General features: G+C 71.2%; 2 protein-coding genes and 1 pseudogene. All 3 read left to right on the plus strand.

What is annotated here, in order from left to right:
* The first annotated feature begins 58 nt into the window (after positions 1–58).
* Positions 59–577, plus strand: coding sequence for a hypothetical protein (locus tag N6H00_RS03300; RefSeq protein WP_268970005.1), 519 nt, complete (start codon positions 59–61; stop codon positions 575–577).
* A 41-nt stretch (positions 578–618) separates the two neighbouring features.
* On the plus strand, positions 619–14853 hold the full coding sequence (locus N6H00_RS03305; protein WP_268970006.1) for a type I polyketide synthase: 14235 nt from the start codon (positions 619–621) through the stop codon (positions 14851–14853).
* Between the two features lie 89 nt (positions 14854–14942).
* Positions 14943–21506: pseudogene (locus N6H00_RS03310) on the plus strand (type I polyketide synthase); the annotation flags it as partial.
* Between the last annotated feature and the right edge of the window lie 23 nt (positions 21507–21529).

Consider the following 21529-nt stretch of genomic DNA (forward strand, 5'->3'; position numbering starts at 1 on the left):
CCCGGCCGGTGTCATGGGCGCGGCTGCGGTCGGTCTGGTCGCCCTCACCGTCTCCCCGGTGAACGCAGAGCCGGATACTCGAGCCACATCGCCACGGGACAGGAATCCACTCCCCTCTCCCCCGCAGATCCACGCTCTCGACTTCCTACTCGGCTCCTACACCTGCGACTACACCCCACCGCCGGGCGGCAAACCGGCGGTGCTGCGTCTGACCACGAAGCGGGCGATGGGCGGGCATTACCTCTACACGGACGCCGGCCTCGAACCCGGCAACGTCGTCGGCCGCTCGTCCTTCGGCTGGAATCCGGTCGACGGGAAATTCATCAACCAGTACCACGACAACTGGGGTTCGTCCGGAAACTACACCTCCCCCGGCTGGAAGGACGGCCATCTGATTTTCAAGGGTCCCCTCACCCAGGTGATCACGCCGAATGCCACCGGGCAGACATCGGGCGTGAAGCTGGATCTCGTGGACGACTATCAGGTGCTCGATCGAGGACATTTCAGGGACACCACGAGCTTCACCTTCCCCGACGGAAGTACCTTGCAGGGCAGTTACGACTGCCGCCGCCAATAGCGTTCAGCATTCCGGACCGAGGGTAGTGGGGGTGGCCGACCATGGCGGGCAATGAAGAGAAACTGCTCGACTATCTGAAGCGGGTGACGGCGGATCTGCGTCAGACGCAGCGCCGTCTCAAGGACGTCGAGTCCGCGGGACATGAGCCGGTCGCGATCGTGGGAATGTCCTGCCGTTTCCCCGGAGGCGTACGGTCCGCCGAAGACCTGTGGGAACTGGTCGCCGCCGAGCGGGACGCCATCTCGGAACTCCCCACCGACCGCAATTGGGATCTCGAAAACCTCTTCCACCCCGACCCCGAGCACCCCGGGACGAGCTATACCCGCGAGGGCGGCTTCATCGACGACCCAGCGGGATTCGACGCCGCGTTCTTCGGCATCAGCCCCCGCGAGGCTCTCGGAATGGCGCCGCAGCAGCGGCTGGCCCTCGAGGCGTCCTGGGAGGCCATCGAGCACGCCGGGATCGACCCGGAGTCGCTGCGCGGCAGCCGGACCGGCACCTTCATCGGCTGCGATCACCTCGACTACTGCTCCGACGCCTCCCAGGTGCCCGAGGGCTCGGCGGGCTACTTCACCATCGGCAACTCCGCCAGCGTGGTGTCCGGCCGAGTGGCGTACGCCCTCGGTCTGGAGGGAGCCGCGGTGACCGTGGACACCGCGTGCTCCTCCTCCTTGGTCGCCCTGCATCTGGCCTGCCAGGCGATCCGGCAGGGTGACTGCGACACGGCGCTGGCCGGGGGCGTCGCCGTGATGTCCTCGACGGCGCCGTTCATCGGCTTCAGCGAATTGCGCGGGCTCGCCCCCGACGGCAGGTCCAAGGCGTTCTCGGCCGACAGCGACGGTATGACCCTGGCGGAAGGCGTGGGCGTCCTGTTGCTGGAGCGGCTGTCCGACGCGCGGCGCAACGGCCATCGGGTGCTTGCCGTGGTACGTGGCTCGGCGGTCAACCAGGACGGCGCCAGCAACGGCCTCACGGCGCCGAACGGGCCCTCCCAGCAACGGGTGATCCGGCAGGCCCTCGCCAACGCCCGGCTGTCACCGTCGGACGTGGACGCGGTCGAGGCGCACGGTACGGGCACGACGCTGGGTGATCCGATCGAGGCCCAGGCGCTGCTGGCCACGTATGGCCAGGACCGGGCCGAGGGACGTCCGCTGTGGCTGGGCTCCATCAAGTCCAACATCGGGCACGCCCAGATGGCGGCGGGCGCGGCCGGTGTCATCAAGATGGTGATGGCGATGCGGCACGGCGTACTGCCCGCCTCGCTGCACATCGACGCACCGACACCCCATGTCGACTGGAGCGCGGGCGATGTCCGCCTGCTGACCGAGACGCGGGAGTGGCCGCGCGCCGAGCATCCACGCCGGGCGGGTGTCTCCTCGTTCGGCATCAGCGGCACCAACGCACACGTCATCGTCGAGCAGGCACCCGAAGAGCCGGCGGCGGCCCTTGGCACCGTCGAGACCGAACCCGTTCACGGGCCGGTGCCGTGGGTGGTCTCGGCGCGCGGTGGCGAGGCACTGCGCGGTCAGGCACGGGCACTGGCCGACCGGGTGACCGCCGACCCCGACGTGAGCGCTGCGGAGGTCGGATGGTCGCTGCTGCGCTCCAGGACACTGTTCGACCACCGGGCCGTACTCATCGGCCAGAACCTCGAAGAACTGCTGGCCGCACTGGACGCACTGGCCACAGGAGAACCCCATCCGGGCCTGGTCCACCCCGGAAAGGCCGCCGACACCGCCGGACAGACCGTCTTCCTGTTCAGCGGACAAGGCAGCCAACGCCCCGGCATGGGCGCCGACCTCTACAACCGATTCCCCGTCTTCGCCGAAGCCTTCGACGAAGTCTGCGGCCTCCTCGATCCGCATCTGGAACACCCACTGCGGGAACTCGTCTTCAACCACGAGCCCGAACAGGCAGCACTGCTGGACCACACCACCTACGCCCAAACCGGACTCTTCGCCCTGCACATCGCCCTCGCCCGACTACTCGCCTCCGCCGGCATCCACCCGGACGTGGTCATCGGACACTCCATCGGGGAAATCGCCGCCGCCCACATCGCCGGAATCTTCAACCTCCCCGACGCCTGCCACCTCATCGCCGCCCGCGCCACCCTCATGGGACAACTTCCCCCCGGCGGAAGCATGGCCACCATCGCCGCCACCCCCGACGAACTCGCCCACGACCTCACCACCCACAACGGCCACGTCACCATCGCCGCCCACAACACCCCCGGCAACACCGTCATCTCCGGCCCCACCGAACCAGTCACCGAGATCAGCGCCATCTGGGCAGCCAAGGGCCGCAAAACCCGGACACTCACCGTCAGCCACGCCTTCCACTCCCCCCTGATGGACCCCATCCTCAAACCATTCCGGGACCAGATCAGCGGACTGACCTACCACCCACCCACCATCCCCCTCATCAGCAACCTCACCGGACAACCAGCCGACGACCACATCACCACCCCCGACTACTGGGTCCAGCACATCCGCCAACCCGTCCACTTCCACCAAGCCATCACCCACACCGCCCCGGAAGCCGGGGTCTTCCTCGAACTCGGCCCCGACCCCACCCTGACCACCGCCACCCACCACACCCTCCACCACACCGACCACCCCACATCCCTCATCACCTCCACCCTCACCCGCAAACACCCCGACACCCACGCCCTCACCCACACCCTCGCCCACCTCCACACCACCGGCGCGAACGTGGACTGGACCAGCTGGTTTCCCACCGACCCGGCCCCCCGGGTGGTCGGGTTGCCGACGTATGCCTTTCAGCACCAGCGCTTCTGGCTGTCCCCGCCCGCGGCCCGTACGAGCTTCGAAGGGGCGGCCGAGGACCCGGCCGAGGCACAGCTCTGGCATGCCATCGAAGAGCTCGACGTCGACGCCCTCAGCAGCACACTTCAACTGGAGGAGGGCGGCCCCGGCGTCGACGCCCTGCTGCCCGCGCTCCCCGTACTGTCCGCCTGGCGGCGCCGGCACCGGGAACGCTCCACCATCGACTCCTGGCGCTACCGGACCACCTGGCAGCAGCTCCCCGACCCGGCCACACCGGCCCTGACCGGCACCTGGCTGGTGGTCGCCCCGACCGGTCAGCTGGAACACGCCACGGTCCGGGTCACCGTCCAGGCGCTTCAGGCGCACGGCGCCACCGCGCTCCCGCATGCGGTCGACACACATGACATCGATCGCGCCGCGCTCCGCGAACGTCTGGACCGGCTGACCGAGGACGCCCGACCCGCCGGGGTCATCAGTCTGCTCGCCCTCGATCAAAACCCGCTCACCGGCCACCCGGCAGTGCCCGCCGGGCTTGCCGCCACCACCGCGCTCCTCCAGGCTCTCGGCGACGCCGGAATCAGCGCGCCCCTGTGGTGTCTCACCCAGGGCGCCGTCGCCACCGGCCGCAACGACCTTCTCCCCCACCCCGAGCAGGCGCAGATCTGGGGACTCGGCCGCGTCGCCGCGCTGGAACACCCGCAGCGTTGGGGCGGCCTCATCGATCTGCCCGCCACCATGACCCACCACACCGCAGGTCGGCTGGCAGCCCTTCTCGTACCCGAACAGTCCGAGGACCAGGTGGCCATCCGTACCACCGGGACATACGCGCGCCGCCTCGTCCGGGTGCCCGCCGCCGACACCAGCCCGGCCCCTTGGGAACCGTCCGGCACCACGCTCATCACCGGCGGCACCGGCGGTCTCGGCGCCCAGATCGCCCGCTGGCTGGCCCACCGGGGCGCGCCCCACCTCCACCTCATCAGCCGCTCCGGCCCCGAGGCCCCCGGCGCCGCGGAGCTCAGCGAGGAGCTCACCGCGCTGGGGACGGCCGTCACCATCACCGCCTGCGACGCCTCCGACCGCACCGCACTCCAACACCTCCTCGACACCATCCCCGCCGAACACCCCCTCACCGCCGTCGTCCACACCGCCGGGACGATGGAACTGGGACAGATCGACGAGCTGGACCCGGGACGGTTGCAGTCCGTACTGCGGTCCAAGGCCCTGGCCGCCACCCATCTGCATGCCCTCACCCAGAAGCTCGATCTCACCGCCTTCGTTCTCTTCTCGTCGAACGCCGCCACATGGGGCAGTGGCCGGCAGGCCGCCTACGCCGCCGCGAACACCTACCTGGACGCGCTCGCCGCACACCGCCGCGCCCGGGGACTGGCCGCCACCAGCCTTGCCTGGGGCCCGTGGGGCGAGGCAGGCATGGCCGCCGACCAGCACACGCTCTCCCACCTCAAGCGGCGCGGTCTCTCGCCCCTCAGCACCGACCTCGCCATCAAGTCGCTGCATCACGCTCTGACCCACCACGACACCGCCGTCACGATCGCGGATGTCGACTGGGAGAAGTTCGGCCGTACGTTCACCGCGCAACGTCCCAGTCCGTTCCTCAGCCGACTGATGACGTCCAGTGCGGAGCCCACCACGCCCGCGGCAGCCGCCGACGGCAATCCGCTGCGGCAACAGCTCGGCTCGGCACCCGCGGCCCAGCGGCACCAGATCCTGGTCCGCCATATCCAGACCCTGGCCGCGGCCATCCTCGGCCACTCCGGGCTGGACGCGATTGCCCCCGTCCAGCCCTTCCAGGAGCTGGGCTTCGACTCCCTCACCGCGGTGGAGCTGCGCAATCAGCTCGCCACCACCACCGGCCTCTCCCTCGCCCCGGCGCTGGTCTTCGACCATCCGACGCCGAACGCGCTCGCCACCTATCTGTGCGCCGAACTCGCGGGGCAGAAGGCCGCCGTCACCCCCCACACGCCGTCCGCGTCCGCGGCCGCAGACGGCGAGCCGATCGCGATCGTCGGCATGGCCTGCCGCTACCCGGGAGGCGTGCGCTCACCGGAGGGACTGTGGGAGCTGGTCGTCGCGGGCCGGGACGCCATCGGAGGGATGCCCACCGACCGCGACTGGGATCTGGCCACGCTCTTCGACCCCGACCCCGAGCGTCTGGGCACCAGCTATGCGCGTGAAGGCGGCTTCCTCCACGACGCGGCCGGATTCGACGCGGCGTTCTTCGGCATCAGTCCGCGTGAAGCGCTCGCCATGGACCCCCAGCAGCGGCTGCTCCTCGAAACCGCCTGGGAGACCTTCGAGAGCGCGGGCCTCGACCGGGACACGCTCGCCGGCAGCGACACCGGCGTCTTCACGGGCGGCACCTATCAGGGCTACGGGGCCTCCGGAAGCTCCTCGGCGCAGGAGGTGGAGGGGTATCTGCTGGCAGGCGGTACGCCGAGCGTCATGTCCGGCCGGGTGGCGTACGCGTTCGGCCTCGAGGGCCCGGCGGTCACGGTGGACACGGCGTGCTCGTCCTCGCTGGTGGCAATGCATCTGGCGGCCCAGGCCCTGCGGCAGGGCGAATGCTCCATGGCGCTGGCGGGCGGTGTGACGGTGATGGCCACGCCGACCACCTTCATCGAGTTCTCCCGCCAGCGTGGGCTAGCGGCCGACGGTCGGTGCAAGCCGTTCGCATCGGCGGCCGACGGCACCGGTTGGGGCGAGGGCGCCGGACTTCTGCTGCTGGAGCGGCTGTCCGACGCACGGCGCAACGGCCACCGGGTACTGGCGGTGATCCGGGGCTCGGCGGTCAACCAGGACGGTACGAGCAACGGCCTGACCGCGCCGAACGGGCCCTCCCAGCAACGGGTGATCGGCCAGGCGCTCGCCAACGCCCGGCTGTCGCCCGCAGAGGTCGATGTAGTGGAGGGACACGGCACCGGGACCACGTTGGGTGATCCGATCGAGGCACAGGCCCTGTTGGCCACGTATGGCCAGGACCGGCCCGAGGGACGTCCGCTGTGGCTGGGCTCCATCAAGTCCAACATCGGCCACACCCAGGCCGCCGCCGGAGTGGCCGGTGTCATCAAGATGGTGATGGCGATGCGGCACGGCGTGCTGCCCGCCTCGCTGCACATCGACGCACCGACACCCCATGTCGACTGGAGCGCGGGCGATGTCCGCCTGCTGACCGAGGCGCGGGAGTGGCCGCGCGCCGAGCATCCACGCCGGGCGGGTGTCTCCTCGTTCGGCATCAGCGGCACCAACGCACACGTCATCGTCGAGCAGGCACCCGAAGAGCCGGCGGCGACCCTTGGCACCGTCGAGACCGAACCCGTTCACGGGCCGGTGCCGTGGGTGGTCTCGGCGCGCGGTGGCGAGGCACTGCGCGGTCAGGCACGGGCACTGGCCGACCGGGTGACCGCCGACTCCGAAGCGACACCGGCCGAGGTCGGATGGTCGCTGCTGCGCTCCAGGACACTGTTCGACCACCGGGCCGTACTCATCGGCCAGAACCGCGAAGAACTCCTGGCCGCACTGGAGGCACTGGCCACAGGAGAACCCCATCCGGGCCTGGTCCACCCCGGAAAGGCCGCCGACACCGCCGGACAGACCGTCTTCCTGTTCAGCGGACAAGGCAGCCAACGCCCCGGCATGGGCGCCGACCTGTACAACCGATTCCCCGTCTTCGCCGAAGCCTTCGACGAAGTCTGCGGTCTGCTCGATCCGCATCTGGAACACCCCCTGCGGGAACTCGTCTTCAGCCACGAGCCCGAACAGGCAGCACTGCTGGACCACACCACCTACGCCCAAACCGGACTGTTCGCCCTGCACATCGCCCTCGCCCGACTACTCGCCTCCGCCGGCATCCACCCGGACGTGGTCATCGGACACTCCATCGGGGAAATCGCCGCCGCCCACATCGCCGGAGTCTTCAACCTCCCCGACGCCTGCCACCTCATCGCCGCCCGCGCCACCCTCATGGGACAACTTCCCCCCGGCGGAAGCATGGCCACCATCGCCGCCACCCCCGACGAACTCGCCCACGACCTCACCACCCACAACGGCCACGTCACCATCGCCGCCCACAACACCCCCGGCAACACCGTCATCTCCGGCCCCACCGAACCAGTCACCGAGATCAGCGCCATCTGGGCAGCCAAGGGCCGCAAAACCCGGACACTCACCGTCAGCCACGCCTTCCACTCCCCCCTGATGGACCCCATCCTCAAACCATTCCGGGACCAGATCAGCGGACTGACCTACCACCCACCCACCATCCCCCTCATCAGCAACCTCACCGGACAACCAGCCGACGACCACATCACCACCCCCGACTACTGGGTCCAGCACATCCGCCAACCCGTCCACTTCCACCAAGCCATCACCCACACCGCCCCCCAAACCCGCATCTTCCTCGAACTCGGCCCCGACCCCACCCTGACCACCGCCACCCACCACACCCTCCACCACACCACCCACCAACCCACACCCCTCATCACCTCCACCCTCACCCGCAAACACCCCGACACCCACGCCCTCACCCACACCCTCGCCCGCCTCCACACCACCGGCGCGAACGTGGACTGGACCAGCTGGTACCCCGCAACCCCCACCCCCCGCACCATCGACCTCCCCACCTACGCCTTCCAACACCAGCACTACTGGTTGTCGTCCGCCTCCTCCGCAGACCCAGCGCACCCGACGCCCACCGAGGCGGCGCTGGTCGACCGGGAGTTCTGGGAGGCGGTGGAGCGCGAGGACCTGGAAGCCCTGGCCGCGACCATCGACTCACCGGCGGACCAGCAGCCCATGCTGAGCGCGGTGCTCCCAACCCTGTCCGCCTGGCGGCGGCACCACCGGGAGCAGTCGGTCATCAGTTCCTGGCGGTATCAGACCGTCTGGAAGCCCCTTTCCGCTCCCTCCACGCCTCCGGCCCTCGCCGGCACCTGGTTGCTGATCATCCCTGCCGGTCAGTCCGACCACCCTGCCGTGGCGACCGCCGGGCATGCGCTGGCCTCCCACGGCGCCACCCCCCTCCACCATGTGGTCGACACCCGGGCCATCGATCGCGACGCCCTGGTGGCACACCTCAGCCGTCTGACCGTCGAGGGCGGATTCGCCGGTGTGCTGAGCCTGCTCGCGCTCGATGAGGAACCGCACCCCGAATACGCCGCCGTTCCCTCCGGGCTGGCGGCCACCATCACACTCGTCCAGGCCCTCGGCGACGCCGAGATCCCGGCGCCCCTGTGGTGCCTCACCCAAGGCGCCGTCGCCACCGGTCCCGGCGATCCGCTTCCCGGCCCGCGGCAGGCGCAGGCTTGGGGGCTCGGCCGCGCCGCGGCCCTGGAGCACCCTCGCCGCTGGGGTGGCCTGATCGACCTGCCGACCGCCATCGACCACCACACCGCCGGCCGTCTGGCCGCCCTGCTCGCCCCCGGTCAGCCGGAGGACCAGACCGCCATCCGCGCCACCGGCAGCTACGCCCGGCGCCTCCGCAGGGCCGGTACCCCCACCACCGCCCCCAGGACCTGGCAGCCCACGGGCACCACGCTCATCACCGGTGGCACCGGCGCTCTCGGCGCCCATGTCGCCCGCTGGCTCGCCCACCGGGGCGCGCCCCACCTCCACCTCATCAGCCGCTCCGGCCCCGAGGCCCCCGGCGCCGCGGAACTCACCCAAGAACTCACCACCCTGGGCACGACCGTCACCATCACCGCCTGCGACGCCTCCGACCGCACCGCACTCCAACGCCTCCTCGACACCATCCCCACCGAACACCCCCTCACCGCCGTCATCCACACCGCCGGGACGTCGGACACGGAGCTCATCGCCAATCTGGGACCGGAGCGGCTTCAGTATGTACTCGGGGCCAAAGCCCTGGCGGCCGCCCATCTGCACGAGCTGACTCAGGGTCTGGACCTCAGCGCCTTCGTGCTCTTCTCGTCCGGTGCGGCGGCGTGGGGCGGCAGTCGGCAAGGCGCCTACGCCGCCGCGAACACCTATCTCGACGCGCTCGCGGCACACCGCCGCGCCCGAGGACTGGCCGCCACCAGCCTCGCCTGGGGCCCGTGGGGCGAGGCAGGCATGGCCGCCGACGAAACCGCGCTCTCCTTCTACGGCCGACGTGGGCTGTCACCGCTGAGCCCCGATCTGGCCGTGGCATCGCTCCAGCACGCCCTGGACCACCGTGACACCACGATCGCCGTCGCGGACATCGACTGGGAGAGGTTCCCGACGGCCTTCACCGCCCAGCGCCCCAGCCCGCTGTTCGACGACCTGATCGCCGTCACCGAGAACCCGGCCGGGCGACCCACCGGCGCGTCCACCGCCACGTCGCTCCAGCAGCGGCTCTCCGACTGCACCCCCGACCAGCAGCACCAACTCCTGCTCGAACGGATCCAGTCCCTCGCCGCCTCGATCCTGGGGCATTCCGGGCCGGACGCCATTCCGCCCGCCCAGCCCTTCCAGGAGCTCGGGTTCGACTCCCTGACCGCCGTGGAGCTGCGCAACCAGCTTGCCACCGCCACCGGAATCGACCTCGCGCCCACACTCGTCTTCGACCACCCCACACCCAACGGGCTCGCCACCTATCTGCGCGGAGAGCTCACGGGCCGGCGGACCGACGTACCCGCTCACAGCCCCGTCGCGGCCGCCCAGGACGAGCCGATCGCGATCGTCGGCATGGCCTGTCACTACCCCGGCGACGCCCACTCCCCGAAGGATCTGTGGGACCTGGTCACCGCCCACCGGGATGCCATCGCGGAGATGCCCACCGACCGCAACTGGGACCTGAACGCCCTCTACCATCCCGACCCCGACCACGCCGGGACGAGCTACGTCCGCGAGGGTGGTTTCCTCCACCAAGCGGCCGAGTTCGATCCCGCGTTCTTCGGCATCAGCCCGCGTGAGGCGATCGCCATGGACCCCCAGCAGCGGCTGCTCCTCGAAACCGCCTGGGAGACGTTCGAGAACGCGGGTCTCGACCGGGACACGCTCGCGGGCAGCAATACGGGAGTGTTCGCGGGGGTGACGTCCCAGGACTATCTGTCCCTCACCGGCGATACGGCGAGCGACGTCGAAGGCTATGTCGCCACGGGCAATATCGGCAGTGTGGTGTCAGGGCGGGTGGCCTACTCGTTCGGCCTCGAAGGCCCGGCGGTCACGGTGGACACGGCGTGCTCGTCCTCGCTGGTGGCGATGCATCTGGCGGCCCAGGCTTTGCGGCAGGGTGAGTGCACCTTGGCGCTGGCGGGCGGTGTCACGGTGATGGCCACACCGGGCGCGTTCATCGAGTTCTCCCGCCAGCGCGGTCTGGCCCCCGACGCCCGGTGCAAACCGTTCGCGGCAGCGGCGGACGGCATGGTGTGGGGCGAGGGCGTCGGTCTCGTACTGCTGGAGCGGCTGTCCGACGCACGGCGCAACGGCCACCGGGTGCTTGCCGTGGTACGTGGCTCCGCCGTCAACCAGGACGGTACGAGCAACGGCCTGACCGCGCCGAACGGACCCTCCCAGCAACGGGTGATCCGGCAGGCCCTCGCCAACGCCCGGCTGACGCCGGCCGATGTGGACGCCGTCGAGGCGCACGGCACCGGGACCACGCTGGGTGACCCGATCGAGGCCCAGGCGCTGCTGGCCACGTATGGCCAGGACCGGCCCGAGGGACGTCCGCTGTGGCTGGGCTCCATCAAGTCCAACATCGGCCACACCCAGGCCGCCGCCGGAGTGGCCGGTGTCATCAAGATGGTCATGGCGATGCGCCACGGCGTACTGCCCGCCTCACTGCACATCGACGCACCGACACCCCATGTCGACTGGGACGCGGGCGACCTGCGGCTGCTCACCGAACCCGTCCCCTGGCCCCAGGGCGAACGGCCACGCCGGGCAGGTGTGTCGTCCTTCGGCATCTCCGGTACGAACGCCCATCTCATCCTCGAGCAGGTTCCTGAGCCGATCGAGCCCGCTCCCGTATCGAACGCCGGCGGTGTGGTGCCCTGGGTGATCTCCGCACAGAGCGACGCGGCGCTACGGGGCCAGGCGCGGGCCTTGACCAGGCGCATCATGGACGACCCCGAAGTGCGCGCTGCGGAGGTCGGATGGTCGCTGCTGCGCTCCAGGACACTGTTCGACCACCGGGCCGTACTCATCGGCCAGAACCAGGAAGAACTGCTGGCCGGGCTGGAGGCACTGGCCACAGGACAGCCACATCCGGGCCTGGTCCACCCCGGAAAGGCCGCCGACACCGCCGGACAGACCGTTTTCCTGTTCAGCGGACAAGGCAGCCAACGCCCCGGCATGGGCGCCGACCTGTACAACCGATTCCCCGTCTTCGCCGAAGCCTTCGACGAAGTCTGCGGTCTGCTCGATCCGCATCTGGAACACCCCCTGCGGGAACTCGTCTTCAACCCCGAGGCCGAACAGGCAGCACTGCTGGACCACACCACCTACGCCCAAACCGGACTCTTCGCCCTGCACATCGCCCTCGCCCGACTACTCGCCTCCGCCGGCATCCACCCGGACGTGGTCATCGGACACTCCATCGGGGAAATCGCCGCCGCCCACATCGCCGGAGTCTTCAACCTCCCCGACGCCTGCCACCTCATCGCCGCCCGCGCCACCCTCATGGGACAGCTTCCCCCCGGCGGAAGCATGGCCACCATCGCCGCCACCCCCGACGAACTCGCCCACGACCTCACCACCCACAACGGCCACGTCACCATCGCCGCCCACAACACCCCCGGCAACACCGTCATCTCCGGCCCCACCGAACCAGTCACCGAAATCAGCACCCTCTGGGCAACCAAGGGCCGCAAAACCCGGACACTCACCGTCAGCCACGCCTTCCACTCCCCCCTGATGGACCCCATCCTCAAACCATTCCGGGACCAGATCAGCGGACTGACCTACCACCCACCCACCATCCCCCTCATCAGCAACCTCACCGGACAACCAGCCGACGACCACATCACCACCCCCGACTACTGGGTCCAGCACATCCGCCAACCCGTCCACTTCCACCAAGCCATCACCCACACCGCCCCGGAAGCCGGGATCTTCCTCGAACTCGGCCCCGACCCCACCCTGACCACCGCCACCCACCACACCCTCCACCACACCGACCACCCCACGCCCCTCATCACCTCCACCCTCACCCGCAAACACCCCGACACCCACGCCCTCACCCACACCCTCGCCCGCCTCCACACCACCGGCGCGAACGTGGACTGGACCAGCTGGTACCCCGCAACCCCCACCCCCCGCACCATCGACCTCCCCACCTACGCCTTCCAACACCAGCACTACTGGCTCGCCCCGCCAGCCCCTCGCGGCGACGGCCACACCAACGGCCACGACCGGGCCGAGGCCAGGCTCTGGGACGCCATCGAGAAGCTCGACGTCAGCGCCCTCACCAGCACACTCCACCTGGAGGAGGGCGGCCCCGGCGTCGACGCCCTGCTGCCCGCGCTCCCCGTACTGTCCACCTGGCGGCGCCGGCACCGGGAACGCTCCACCATCGACTCCTGGCGCTACCGCGTCACGTGGAAGCATCTGCCGGACCCCGCCACCGCGCCGACGCCCAGCGGGACCTGGCTGCTCCTCGTCCCGTCCGGGCTGGAGGAGCACCCGGCCGTCCACGCCGCCGCACAGGCACTCGACGGCCATGGCGCGGCCCATGAGGTCCTGTCGGTCGATGGCGCGGACGCCCAGCGCGACGCCCTCACTCCCCAGCTCTCGCACCTGTCCGATGGCGGCACACCCGAGGGCGTGCTGAGTCTGCTCGCCCTCGACCAGACGCCCCACCCCGACCATCCGGCCGTCCCCATGGGGCTGGCCGCCACGGCCGCTCTTGTCCAGGCCCTCGGCCAGACGGGACTCATGGCGCCCCTGTGGTGTGTCACCCAGGGTGCGGTGGCCGCCGTCGCCACCGATCCGCTCCCCCACCCCCACCAGGCGCAGATCTGGGGTATGGGCCGGGTCGCGGCCCTGGAACACCCCCGCCTCTGGGGTGGTCTCATCGACCTCCCGACCGTCCTCGACGCCCGCACTCCGGCCCGTATCGCCGCCATGCTGGTGCCCGGTCAGCCCGAGGACCAAGTAGCGATCCGCTCCACCGTCCTCGCCCGCCGGCTGGAGCGCGCGGTCGGTACCGACACCGTGTCCACCGCGTGGCACCCCACCGGGACGACCTTGATCACCGGTGGCACCGGCGCTCTCGGCGCCCATGTCGCCCGCTGGCTCGCCCACCGGGGCGCGCCCCACCTCCACCTCATCAGCCGCTCCGGCCCCGACGCCCCCGGCGCCGCGGAACTCACCCAAGAACTCACCACCCTGGGCACGACCGTCACCATCACCGCCTGCGACGCCTCCGACCGCACCGCACTCCAACACCTCCTCGACACCATCCCCACCGAACACCCCCTCACCGCCGTCATCCACACCGCCGGTGTCGCGGAGAACACCCCGCTGGCCGAGCTCGACCCGTCGCGGATCGATGCGGTGCTGCGGCCCAAGGCGCTCGCCGCCACCGTGCTCCATGAACTCACCGCGGATCTCGACCTCAGCGCCTTCGTGCTCTTCTCGTCGGGTGCCGCCACGTGGGGCGGTAGCCGACAGCCCTCCTACGCCGCCGCCAACGCCTACCTCGACGCCCTCGCCGAGCACCGCCGCGCCCGGGGGCTCCCCGCCACCAGCGTGGCCTGGGCGCCGTGGAGCGAGGCGGGCATGGCCGCCGACGAGGCCGTCGTCGACTACTACCGCCGGCGCGGGATGCGTCCTCTCGACACCGATCTCGCCATCGCCTCGCTCCAGCACTCCCTCGACCACGGCGACACCACGATCACCATCGCGGACATCGACTGGGAGAGGTTCCCGGCCGGTTTCACCGCACAGCGGCCCAGCCCGCTGCTGTCCGGCCTGGCCGCCGCGGCGGCGCCCATCGATGTCGTCCCGGACGCCACCGCGGCCATGAGCGGCTCACTTGCCCGGCAACTGGCCGCCGGCACCCCCGCCCAGCGGCATCAGCTTCTCCTCCATCACATCCGCACGCATGCCGCCGCGATCCTCGGCCACTCCACCGTCGACGCCGTCCCGCCCGCCCAGCCGTTCCAGGAGCTGGGGTTCGACTCCCTCACGGCGGTCGAATTCGGGCATCGGCTCTCCGCCGCCACCGGTGTCGAGCTTCCGCCCACCCTCGTCTTCGACCACCCCACTCCCAAGGAGCTGGCCGACTTCCTGCGCGAGCGGCTCGTCGAGGGGGAGCCGGCCTCGGAGGGGCATCTGCTGTCCGAGCTCGACCGGTGGGACGCGGTCTCGGAGCCCTCGGCGGTGGACGAGGCGGCCCGGCGGCGGATCACCGGGCGGCTGCGGCTGCTGCTGGCCAAGTGGGGTGAAACGGAGGGGGAAACCCGGCGTTCCGCGGCCCACAGCGAGCTCGAGGCGGCGACAGCGGAAGACATCTTCGACCTCATCTCCGACGAGTTCGGAAAGTCGTGAGCCCGATGACCCCCATCCTCCGCGACGCGCCAAGGAGCCTCCGCTAGATGTCGAACGAAGAGAAGCTTCTCGACCACCTGAAGTGGGTCACGGCCGAGTTGCGCCAGACCCGTGAGCGTCTGCGGGAGGCCGAGTCCGCCGAGCCGGAGCCCATCGCGATCGTCGGCATGGCCTGCCGCTATCCGGGTGGGGTGCGGTCGCCGGAGGAGCTGTGGCGGCTGGTGCGGGACGGTGCGGACGCCGTCTCCGGCTTCCCCACGGACCGGGGGTGGGACACCGAGGAGCTGTTCGACCCGGATCCCGAGAGCTACGGGAAGTCCTACGTGGACCAGGGCGGGTTCTGCTACGACGCGACCGCATTCGACGCGGCCTTCTTCGACATCAGCCCCCGCGAGGCCCAGGCCATGGATCCGCAGCAGCGACTGCTGCTGGAGACCGCGTGGGAGGCGTTCGAACGCGCCGGACTCAGCCGGGAGTCGCTGAGCGGCAGCAACACCGGTGTGTACGCCGGGGTGGGTTCGCATGACTATCTGTCGGTCATCGGCGACATCACCAGCGAGGTGGAGGGCTACGTCGGCGCCGGGAACCTCGGCAGTGTGGTGTCCGGCCGGGTCGCGTACGCACTCGGCCTCGAGGGCCCGGCGGTCACGGTGGACACCGCGTGTTCCTCGTCACTGGTCGCCGTCCATCTGGCCTGTCAGGCGCTGCGGCAGGGCGAATGCGATCTGGCCCTGGCCGGCGGGGTGGCCGTGATGGCCACACCCGGCGCCTTCATCGAGTTCTCCCGGCAGCGTGGCATGGCCCCGGACGGCCGCTGCAAGCCATTCGCGGCGGCCGCCGACGGCACCGGCTGGGGCGAGGGCGCCGGGCTGATCGTTCTGGAGCGCCTGTGTGAGGCGCGGCGCCGCCATCGTCGCGTCCTCGGGGTGATCCGGGGTTCGGCGGTCAACCAGGACGGCGCCAGCAACGGCCTCACGGCGCCGAACGGGCCCTCCCAGCAAAGGGTGATCCGGCAGGCGCTGGCCAATGCGCGGCTGTCCACCGCCGAGGTGGACGCGGTCGACGGACACGGCACCGGGACCACCCTCGGCGACCCGATCGAGGCCCAGGCGCTGCTGGCCACGTACGGCCAGGGCAGGCCGGAGGGACGTCCGCTGTGGCTGGGCTCGGTCAAGTCCAACATCGGGCACACCCAGGCCGCCGCCGGTGCGGCCAGTGTGATCAAAATGGTGATGGCGATGCGGCATGAGCTGCTGCCCGCCTCACTGCACATCGATGAGCCGACGCCCCACGCCGACTGGACGTCGGGTGCGGTGCGGCTGCTGACCGAGCCGGTTCCCTGGCCGCGTGGGGACCGTCCGCGCCGGGCCGGGGTGTCCGCGTTCGGCATCTCGGGGACGAACGCCCATCTGATCCTGGAGCAGGCCCCCGAGGAGACCGGAACCGACCCCGAACCCGACACCTCGCACAACGACGGCACGGTCACCCCCGATGTGGTGCCATGGGTGGTGTCCGGGCGCGGCACCCACGCATTGCGCGGCCAGGCACGAGCACTGGCCGAGCGGGTAACCGCCGACACCACCCTCTCACCGACAGACGTCGGATGGTCACTGATCACCACCCGATCCGTCTTCGACAACCGCGCCGTCATCGTCGGCCACAACCGCGACGAACTCCTCGCCGGACTCAACGCCCTCACCACCGGCGAAACCCACCCCAGCCTCATCCAACCCACCACCACAAGCAACCCGGGCACAGACGGCACCGGACCCGTCCTGGTCTTCCCCGGCCAAGGCTCACAATGGCTCGGCATGGGCGCCGGACTCCTGGACGCCTCACCCGCCTTCGCCACCCGCATCGCCGAGTGCGAACAAGCCCTCACCCCACACATCGACTGGTCACTGACCGACGTCCTGCGCGGCGGAATCAACGCCGCCGACCTCACCCGCGTCGACGTCGTCCAACCCGCCCTCTGGGCCATCATGATCTCCCTCGCCACCGTATGGGACCACCACGGCCTCACCCCCACCGCCGTCATCGGCCACAGCCAAGGCGAAATCGCCGCCGCCTGCGTCGCCGGAGCCCTCACCCTCGACGAAGGCGCCCGCATCGTCGCACTCCGCTCCCAAGCCCTACGCCGCCTCGCCGGCCACGGCGCCATGGCCTCCCTGACCATCAACCCCCACCACGCCACCACATTCCTCACCAACCTCGGCACCCACGCAGCAGACGTCGCCATCGCCGCCATCAACGGACCCGGCTCCATCGTCATCTCCGGACCACCCGACCAAATCACCCACACCATCACCGCCTGCGAACGCACCGGCCACCGCGCCCGACTGATCGACGTCGACTACGCCTCCCACAGCGCCCAGGTCGATGAGATCGCGGAGGAGCTGAAGGAGGTGCTGTGCGGTATCGAACCCGTCCAGGCGGAGGTGGCGTTCTACTCGACGGTCACCGGGGCCCGCATGGACACCAGCGGGCTCGACACCGCCTACTGGGTGACGAACCTCCGCGAACAGGTGCGCTTCGCCGACGCCGTACGCGCCCTGCTGGACGACGGCCACCGCGTGTTCATCGAGGCCAGCACCCACCCCGTCCTCACCATCGGCATGCAGGAGACCTTCGAGGAAGCCGGTGTGCCCGCGGTCACGGTGCCGACCCTGCGACGCGACCACGGCGACCACGCGCAGTTGATGCGGTCGGTGGCGCAGGCGTTCACCGCGGGCGTCGAGGTGGACTGGACCCGCTGGTTCCGCGCCGACCCCACGCCCCGCGTCATCGACCTGCCGACGTACGCCTTCCAGCGCCGGCGGTACTGGCTGGACGGGCGTGGTGGCCACAGTGGCGACCCGGGCGATCTCGGGCTGGGGTGTGCCGGGCATCCGCTGCTCGGCGCCGCCGTGGAGCTCGCCGAGGGCGGTGCCCATGTGCTCACCGGCCGGCTGTCCCCGCGGAACCATCCGTGGCTGAACGACCACCGGGTGCTGGACACCATCCTGCTGCCGGGCACCGCCTTCGCCGAACTCGCCCTGCACGCGGCCGTGCGGACCGGCTGTGACCATGTGGCGGAGCTGACCCTGCACGCGCCGCTGGTGATTCCGGAGGGTGAGGCGGTCGATGTGCAGATCGCCGTGGCCGCGCCCGATCACACCGGGGAACGGCCGATCACGGTGCATGCGCGGCCGGCGGCCGACGACGCCGGCGACGCGGCCTGGACCCGGCATGCCACCGGGGCGCTGGCCACCTCGGCCACGGCCGGCTCCTCGGCGCTCGACGGTGCCTGGCCGCCACCGGGGGCCACGCCGCTGCCCGTCGAGGACTTCTATCGGCGGCTCGCCGACCACGGCTACCACTACGGACCGTCCTTCCAGGGGCTCACCGCCGCCTGGCGGCTGGACGGCGATGTCTACGCCGAGGTGTCCCTGCCCGAGGGGGAGCGCGCCGGCGCGGCCGCGTACGGTATCCATCCCGCCCTGTTCGACGCCGCGCTGCACGCCCGCGCGCTGGACGTCGACCCGGACTCCGAGGACGCCCACCGGATCCTGCTTCCCTTCACCTGGAGCGGTCTGCGGCTGCGCGCCACTGGGGCGGACACCCTGCGCATCCGTATCACCCCGACGGCACCGGACCGGCTCACGCTGATCGCGGCCGATCCGACCGGGGCCGCGGTGGCCGTCGTGGACGACCTGATCCTGCGCCCGGTGCCGGGCGGACAGCTGGGCCAGGCCCGTTGGGCGGGCAGGAACTCGCTGTTCCAGCCGGTCTGGACGCGGATGACACCGGCCGAGGGCGCCGTCGCGTTCCGTTCGGCCGTCATCGGCCCGGAGGGCGGTCCGCCGGCCGATGCGCTGCCGGACGCCCCTCGCCTTCCGGATCTCACCGCCGTGCGGACGGCCGTGGCGGACGGGGCCCCGGCCCCCGAGGTGGTGTTCGCCTTCTTCGGCTCCCCCGCCGATGGCCGGGGCGGTCCGGTGGAGCGCGCCCACGACCTCGGCAAGGAGGCCCTGGGGGCGTTGCGGGAGTTCCTCGCCGCCCCCGAGTTCACCGGCGTCCGGCTGGCGGTGGTCACCCGTGGGGCGGTCGCGCCGCGCGGCCATGACGATGTCCACGACCTGCCGGCCTCCGCTGTCTGGGGTCTGGTGCGCAGCGCCCAGTCGGAGAACCCGGGCCGGGTGCTGCTGCTCGACCTCGACGAACGGGACACTTCGCGACGGGCGCTGGCCGGTGCGGTGGCCTCGGGCGAGCCCCAGCTGGCGCTGCGCGACGGCACGGCGTACGTACCGCGGCTGGTTCATGACGACGTGGCCAGGCGGCTCACCCCGCCGGAGGGTTCGGGCGCCTGGCGTCTGGGGCTGACGGGCCGGGGCAGCCTGGACCATCTGGCCCTGGTCGACTGCCCGGACAACACCCGCCCGCTGGGGCGCGGCGAGGTCCGGGTGGCGCTGCGGGCGGGCGGTGTGAACTTCCACGACGTCGTCGTGGCGCTGGGCATGGTGGAGGACCCCCGGCCGCTCGGCGGCGACGGTGCGGGGGTGGTCGTCGAGGTGGGGCCCGGGACGGCTGGGTTCGCGGTGGGCGACCGGGTGATGGGGCTGTTCAACGGCACCGGGCCGCTGGTCATCACCGACATCCGGATGATCACCCCGATCCCCGCCGGATGGTCCTACGCGCAGGCGGCGACCATGCCGTCCGCCTTTCTCACGGCCTACTACGGTCTCGCCGATCTCGCCGGACTGCGGGCCGGGGAGAAGCTGCTGCTGCACGCGGCCACCGGTGGTGTGGGGCTCGCGGCCGGGCAGCTGGCGCGCCACTGGGGGGCCGAGGTGTACGCCACCGCGGGCCCCACGAAGTGGCATGCCCTGCGGGAGCGCGGTTTCGACGACCGTCACCTCGCCTCCTCGCGCACTCTCGACTTCGAGGAGCGGTTCCGCGCCGCCGCGGGATCCGTCGATGTGGTGCTCAACTCCCTGGCCGGTGACTTCGTGGACGCGTCCTTGCGGCTGCTGGCGCCCGGCGGTCGCTTCATCGACCTGGGCAGGACCGACATCCGCGACCCCGGGCAGGTCGGCGCCCGGTATCCGGGGGTCGTCTACCGTGCGTTCGACCTGGTGGGCGACGCGGGGCCGGACCGTATCCAGCAGATGCTGGCCGAGTTGTCGGCCCTGTTCGCGGACGGGACGCTCCAGCCGCTGCCGACCACGCTGTGGGACATCCGCCGGGCTCCCGAGGCGTTCCGCCACTTCAGCCAGGCCCGTCACATCGGCAAGATCGTCCTGACCCTGCCCACCGCCCTCGACCCGGAGGGCACGGTCCTCATCACCGGTGGCACGGGCACCCTGGGCGCCGCCACCGCCCGCCATCTGGTCGTCCACCACGGCGTACGGCGGCTGCTGCTCATCAGCCGCCGGGGCCCGGACGCCCCGGGTGCCGCGGAGCTGGCGGCCGAGCTGACCGGGCTCGGCGCGCGTGTCTCGATCGCGGCGTGTGACGCGGCCGACCGGGGTGCCCTGGCCAAGCTGCTGGAGACGGTTCCCGACCGCCATCCGCTCACCGCCGTCGTCCACGCCGCCGGGCTGCTGCGCGATGCCACGGTCGAGGCGCTCACCCCCGATCAGCTGGACGAGGTGCTGCGGGCGAAGGCCGACGCGGCGTGGCATCTGCACGAGCTCACCCGGGACGCCGGGCTGTCGGCGTTCGTGCTGTTCTCCGCGGCCGCCGGGCTGCTGGGCGCCGCCGGACAGGGCAACTACGCCGCGGCCAACGCCTTCCTGGACGCGCTCGCCGTGCACCGTCATGCCCAGGGCCTGCCCGCCACCTCCCTCGCCTGGGGGTACTGGACGCAGGCCACCGGCATGACCGGGGGGATGACCGACACCGACCGGGCGCGGCTGGCGCGGTCCGGCATGATGGGGCTGGAGACCGAGCAGGGCCTGGCGCTGCTCGACATCGCCCTCGGCAGTGGTCTTCCCACGCTGGCGCCCATCCGGCTCGACCTGGCCGCCCTGCGGCGTGAGGCCGGTGTCGGAGAACCGCCGGCCCTCTTCCGGAGTCTGGTGCGCGGCGCCACCGCGCAGGCGGCCACCGGAGCCGCCGGCACGGGCGGAGCGGCGTCGGCGGAGGCGTTCGCCGCGCTGTCCGAGGAGGACCGGCAGCAGGCGCTCCTCAAGCTGGTGCGCAACGCCACGGCGACGGTGCTGGGTCATGACACGGCGGATTCCATCCACCCCGCCCAGAACTTCCGGGAGCTGGGCTTCGACTCGCTCACCGCCGTGGAACTGCGGAACCGGCTGGGTGCCGCCACCGGTCTGCGGCTGCCCGCCACGCTGGTCTTCGACCACCCCACGCCCGCTGCGGTGGTGCGGCTGCTGCGGGAGCTGCTGGCCCCGGCCGGGGTGACACCGCTGGCCTCGCTCCGCACCGGTCTCGACACCCTCGACACGGCCTTGGCCCAGGGAATCCCCGACCGGGAGCAGCGGGCCGGGATCGCGGCGCGGCTGCGGGAGCTGCTGCGCAAGGTGACCGGCCCGGCATACGGCGCCGACGGGGACGACCCCGTCGAGGAGGATCTGGCGTCGGCCAGCGACGAGGAGCTGTTCCGGGCGCTCGACAACGAGCTGACCGTCTCCTCCGACGACGGTCCCCGGTGAGGCGGGACCGCGGAACCAGACCG

The sequence above is a fragment of the Streptomyces sp. S465 genome (assembly GCF_026898115.1).
GTDB lineage: Bacteria > Actinomycetota > Actinomycetes > Streptomycetales > Streptomycetaceae > Streptomyces > Streptomyces luomodiensis.

Coding starts and splice junctions, on each gene's coding strand:
- N6H00_RS03305 (WP_268970006.1), top strand. CDS start 619: ATGGCGGGCAATGAAGAGAAACTGCTCGACTATCTGAAGCGGGTGACG.